Source organism: Microcoleus sp. Pol12A5 (assembly GCF_036701435.1).
Classification (GTDB): domain Bacteria; phylum Cyanobacteriota; class Cyanobacteriia; order Cyanobacteriales; family Microcoleaceae; genus Microcoleus.
The window spans coordinates 1-5,875 of record NZ_JAUBQU010000208.1 but is presented as its reverse complement, the minus strand read 5'-3'; the positions used below and the strand labels follow the sequence as shown (position 1 = coordinate 5,875).

At 44.4% G+C, this 5,875-nt stretch carries 3 protein-coding genes; all 3 read left to right on the top strand.

Annotated features, from left to right (window positions below; translation table 11 throughout):
* Positions 1-317: 317 nt before the first annotated feature.
* The 3 genes from QUA45_RS27505 to QUA45_RS27495 are packed head-to-tail and all read left to right on the top strand — an operon-like array spanning position 318 to position 5,783.
* Entirely contained in the window at positions 318-3,824 is a 3,507-nt protein-coding gene (locus tag QUA45_RS27505) for a CHAT domain-containing protein (protein WP_333223044.1), read from the top strand.
* A 10-nt stretch (positions 3,825-3,834) separates the two neighbouring features.
* A complete protein-coding gene (locus QUA45_RS27500) occupies positions 3,835-4,191 on the top strand; it encodes a hypothetical protein (RefSeq protein ID WP_333223042.1) in 357 nt (118 codons plus the stop codon).
* A 17-nt stretch (positions 4,192-4,208) separates the two neighbouring features.
* The gene (locus tag QUA45_RS27495; RefSeq protein WP_333223039.1) at positions 4,209-5,783 is read left to right on the top strand and encodes a hypothetical protein; all 1,575 of its coding nucleotides are present in this window, start codon (positions 4,209-4,211) and stop codon (positions 5,781-5,783) included.
* Positions 5,784-5,875 lie beyond the last annotated feature (92 nt).

Here is a 5,875-nt window from a genome sequence, read left to right as displayed (position 1 = left end):
TTGTGGTGTTTGCGGACAATTCCCCCAGTGAGGTTTTTAGCCTTGCGCTTGATGACCGGTTTAATGGGCCGGCCGCCAGAATTAGCGCAAAATTAGAAGAAACCCGGTTTATTACCATTTATCCTGTACGGGCGGGTTTTACTCACAATAATTGCCGAAAACCAACAATCTCATAAACCCGCCCCTATCGACTAAATTCATCTGCGTCCATCAGCGTATATCCGCCGACATCTGCAGTTCACAAACTTTAGAAAGGTTTCTGGCCACCCATCGAATCATGGTAAAATAAAGATCGGTGTTACTGACAACTCCCCACAATGGAAGAAACCCGCGCCCAAGCTTATCTGCAATTGATTGAGACACTCCTGAATTGCCCCAACGGTGAGGAACCGCAGATTTTACAGCCTAACTTAGAATTGGTAGATTGGGGGTTTCTGCAATTTTGCGAGGTAGTAGCAGAAAAGTTGGCAGAGGAAGGACAGGAAAATCAGGCTAATTATTTACGAAATCTTGCCAGTCAGATATGGCAATTCTTGGGGATGAATAATGACGGAGATAGCGATAACTCTGAAGGTGGAAATCTCCAAGAATATGCAAAGTTTATCCTAGACTTATTGCAAGCAGAACAACGTAGCAACAGCGATATTAAAGTAATTTACCCCATGCTGGCAGGGCGGCAACATCTCCTCAATGACCGTTTTGCCGAGATTTTACAGCAAGTTGCCCAGAATTTAATTGCCGACGAAAATTCAGAAGCAATTGCGTTCATTGTCGCCCTCATTGAAAATTTAAGTATTCATATTAACGACTTTCCGCTGGGAAGTAGAGCGAATAATCTAGAAATTGCAATTACTGGTTATCAAATAGTTTTAAATAATCAGGAACCGGGAAGCGAAAAGTTTGCTCAAACGCAAAATAATCTGGCAGCAGCCTACACTGAAAGAATTAGGGGAGAGAAAGCAGAGAATATCGAAATGGCGATTGCGTCTTTCACTGCGGCATTAAAAGTCTACAAGCGTGAAGCCTTTCCCCAAGATTGGGCAATGACGCAAAATAATCTGGGAAATGCCTACTCTGACAGAATCAAGGGAGAGAAAGCAGAGAATATCGAAATGGCGATTGCATCTTACACTGCTGCATTAGAAGTCCGTACCCGCCATACCTTTCCCGAAAAATGGGCAATGACGCAAAATAATCTGGCAACTGCCTACTCTAGCAGAATCAGGGGAGAGAAAGCAGAGAATATCGAATATGCGATTGCGTCTTTCACTGCGACATTAAAAGTCTACAAGCGTGAAGCCTTTCCCCAAGATTGGGCAATGACGCAAAATAATTTGGCAAATGCCTACCGTGTCAAAATTATAGGAGACAAAGCAGAGAATATCGAAATGGCGATTGCATCTTACACTGTGGCATTAGAAGTCCGTACCCGCGATGCTTTTCCCCAAGATTGGGCACAGACGCAAAATAATCTGGGAAATGCCTACTCTGACAGAATCAGGGGAGAGAAAGCAGAGAATATCGAATATGCGATCGCATCTTACTCTGCTGCATTATCCGTCTACACCCGCGATTCTTTTCCCCAAGAATGGGCAACGACGCAAAATAATCTGGCTTCTGCCTACCGTAACAGAATCAGGGGAGAGAAAGCAGAGAATATCGAATATGCGATCGCATCTTACTCTGCTGCATTATCCTTTTATAGGCGCGATACCTTTTCTCAAGATTGGGCAATGACGCAAAATAATCTGGCAATTGCCTACTCTAGCAGAATCAGGGGAGAGAAAGCAGAGAATATCGAAAGAGCGATTGCGTCTTTCACTGCGACATTAAAAGTCTACAAGCGTGAAGCCTTTCCCCAATATTGGGCAATGACGCAAAATAACCTGGGAAATGCTTACTCTAACAGAATCAGGGGAGAAAAAGCAGAGAATATCGAATATGCGATCGCATTTTATCACAATGCTTTAACTATTAGAACTCGCGAGGCTTTCCCACAACGACATACAGAGACTTTATTTAATTTAGGTAATCTTTACCGAAGTAACCAGCAATGGCAACTCGCTTATGATACCTATGCCCCAGCGATTGAAACAGTAGAATTTTTACGGGGCGAGATTCAATCTGGGGATGAAACCAAACAGAAATTAGCCGAAGAATGGAATCAACTCTATCAAAATATGGTGGAAGTTTGCCTAAAGCTAAAAAACTACACCGAAGCCATAGAATACGTCGAACGCAGCAAAGCTCGCAACTTAGTAGAACTCCTCGCCAACCGCGACTTAGACCCAAAAGGCGATATTCCCGAAACCGTTATCAACGAACTCTCGCGTCTGCGTCGAGAAATTGATGCCGAAAAGCGACGAGTGGAAATCCAACAGACAAATCGTAACAGCAACGGCGGCACAATATCGGGAGAAGGCAGCCTCCAAATCAACAGCCTACAAACCACCAGCCGCGATTCTACCCATCTAACCCAATTGCGGCAACAACTCGACGAACTGCTCGTCCGTGACATCAAACCCATCGACCCCGACTTCCTGCTTACTCAAGAAGTTAAAAGCATCTTCTACAGCGATATTCAATCCCTCACAGCAGAAAACACCGCTATCCTTGAGTGGTACATTCTAGGCGACAAATTCCTTACTTTCATCATCACCCCTCAATCACCAACTCCTATAGTCTGGCCATCTTCAAAAACCGACTTTCAAGCCTTGGTAAATTGGGGCAATGAATATCTGAGAGATTACCAAGAAGAAGACAAAACCCAATGGCGGGAAAACCTAGCCCCTCGCCTCCAAAGCCTATCTGAAATATTGCATCTCAATGAAATTCTGGGGAGAGTACCGAAACAGTGCGATCAATTAATTTTAATTCCCCACCGTTTCCTGCACCTGTTCCCCCTTCACGCCTTGCCGGTTAGCCATGAAACCTGGCAGCGCTTTAACCCAGAAACCCTGTCTCCTAAACCCACCAATCCCTGCTTGCTAGATTGCTTCAAACAAGGTGTCCGCTATTCCCCCAGTTGCCAACTGCTGCAACAGGCACAAAGCCGAAAACGCCAGAATTTCACACACCTATTTGCCGTCCAAAACCCCACCGAAGACCTGAAATTTACAGACTTAGAAGTGCCAGCAATCAGTCAGCATTTCCACCCCAAAGATATCCTGATTCAAAGTGAAGCCAAAAAATCAGTTATAGATGACAGCCGTCTCCGCATCGCCCACTGCGCCCACTTTAGCTGTCACGGCTACTTTAACTTTCAACAACCTTTGCTATCAGCCTTACTGCTAGCCGACTGCGAATTACCCCCGCCTCCCCCTGAAGAAAACCCCACTCGCTATCTACCCTTAAAAAATGGCAAAACCCTCAATCTCACCAAATGCCTCACCTTAGCAGACATCTTTGCCCTTGACTTCCGAGAATGCCGCCTAGTTGTGCTCTCCGCCTGCGAAACCGGCATCAGCGACTTTAGCAGCATCAGCGATGAATATATCAGCTTACCTAGCGGTTTCCTGGTTGCCGGCAGTTCCAGTGTAGTCCCGACGCTTTGGGCAGTCAACGATTTGTCAACCTCATTTTTGATGATAAAATTTTATCAGCTTCTGACAGCCGGGTTAAGTGTCTCCCTTGCCCTTAACTCTGCTCAACTTTGGCTGCGGGATGCCACTAAAGAAGATTTGCAGGCATGGACAAAGCAACTTCCCCTACGTCGCGTCGAAAAAGCAAACCTGTACGATATGCTTGAGAAGATAGGCTCTAAAGAAATACGACCTTTTCAATCGCCCTACCATTGGGCTGCATTTTGTTCAGTTGGTCAATAGGAATCAGAGAATGATGCTCGAAGGTAGTCTTAAGAACATCCACGCCTTTATATACCTAATCAAAAATCAGCCCGATCTGTTTTTGATTGAAAATAGAGATGAAGACCTGAAACAGGCAAGTGCTAATTTCGGAGAAACAGAGGACGATATTGCTGAAAACATCCTTGAATGGTGTGAAAAGTATCCCAGCATTGAAAACGCATTATCCCTGACTCGCCAAGGATTAGATTCGGGGGAAATCCAATTAACAAATCGCCTGCCAGGAATAACCAAACTGACAGCTCCACCACCGCCTCCACCTCCCAAAATCTCCAGAGAAACGCTATTAAATGCCATCCAAGAAAGTTTTCCCAACAAGTCAAAATAGCACTCAGGGTCTAGGTGATGAACAACACTCAATTGACAGGCAAACTTGCCAACCCCAAACTAATGCTGTTTGCTTTTCATTTGCGCAGCAACCTGGCAAAAGGGGATAAACAATCTGTAGAGGCTGACCATTTATGGCATAAATGCGTTGCTTTGGGACAACTGCTGCAAACAAATCCGCAGCTCGATTTTTTCCTCGAAAAGCTGAACAATCGAAACAGCCAAAATAGGCAACCAAGCGACGATCTTGAACTTTACGAGCCAAATGGCGATAGATTTGTGCGATTTACAACTGTTAGCCAACCGGATCGACTGCCCCTGACAGGCGGAATTTACCCGATGCGACTCCACGACACTTACGCACTTGATTTCACGCTACTTTCCCCGAATTCTACAGTAGAAATCAACCAACTGAGCAACCTAAACTTTCAAGGTTGTCTGCTACCTTGCGAAATCCAAGCGTCACTGGGACAAACCCTAGTATTATTTGCCAAACCTGTTGATTTTGCTGGCAATGATAAAGATTTAGCAGTAGCTTGTGTAGACGCTTTGTTTCAAGATTCAGAGCTTAAACAGCCAAAACCAAAGTTTATCAGTGAGGGGAAACTTCTAGGTAGTCCCATTTTTGAATTTGACAATAGTGACTTTCAAGATCCGACATTAAAGTGTCATATCCTAGTCTGGTTAGATACTGATGAAAAAACTTCAGAGATAGAAGCCTCCGGCAATTATTACCCTCCGCTGCTCAATTTGTTATGCTGCCGAAGTAAAATTATTTATGTTTATCATCAAGCGTATCTTTGCAATGAGGAAGCGAGAAAACTTTATAGGCAATTAGAGGAAAAAGTAGAAGAATTTAGCCGTTTGAAATCAGATAGAAAGGAGCGTCTGGAACAACTAGAGGGCTGGCTGACGGAAGTCCCTCAAATCGTTGGCTTAACTTATGCCCGCTATTTGCGAGATATAGAAGTTCACCAGATTACAATTGAAACGAATGTTCCAAACTATAGTTATTGGCTCAAAAAACTTGGCGATTGCAGCGTCCAAGAAATGGATAACTTAGATTTTATACAAAATTTTTTTGACGATAGTTGCCAGAGCTTTCAGGAACAGATTAAAGTCAATATGAGTTATCTTACCGCAGGGCGGCTATTGTTTCAACAGATGATTGAAACAATCCGGGGCATTGTGGAAGTTGATGCTCAAAAACAACAGGTAGAGTATGAGAAAAAAGAAAAAGAGCGCGATCGCAATTTACAAAACACGATTCAAGCAGTCGGTACCGGCATCGGTGTAGGAGTTGGTGTCGCCGGAATCTTAGCCAGCAGCTACGATTCGCTCAAAGAACCTTGGGATTTCCCCTCTCCCCAACATCCTCTGCTACCTCCCCATCCCTTCATTATGGTGATTGCAGTTAGTTTCTTACTGGGTGGTGGCTTGGGATGGCTTTCTTGGTTTTTGACTAAACGCCATCTAACTCATAAACTGCAACAATCATCATCTGTGCAGGCAAATTTAACCGATTCCCAAAATCCACCAGTTAACCATATTTTGCAGGAAGCGGAAGAAGTGCGATCGACCAGAGATACATAAGTTCGATAAGATAGAATTAGGTTCGCCACTGATTAAGCCAGCGGACTTGCCCTTTCCAGTCAGCAGCTTGTGTTTCTGAAAGCAGGCGATCG

Coding starts and splice junctions, on each gene's coding strand:
- QUA45_RS27505 (WP_333223044.1), top strand. CDS start 318: ATGGAAGAAACCCGCGCCCAAGCTTATCTGCAATTGATTGAGACACTC.
- QUA45_RS27500 (WP_333223042.1), top strand. CDS start 3,835: ATGATGCTCGAAGGTAGTCTTAAGAACATCCACGCCTTTATATACCTA.
- QUA45_RS27495 (WP_333223039.1), top strand. CDS start 4,209: ATGAACAACACTCAATTGACAGGCAAACTTGCCAACCCCAAACTAATG.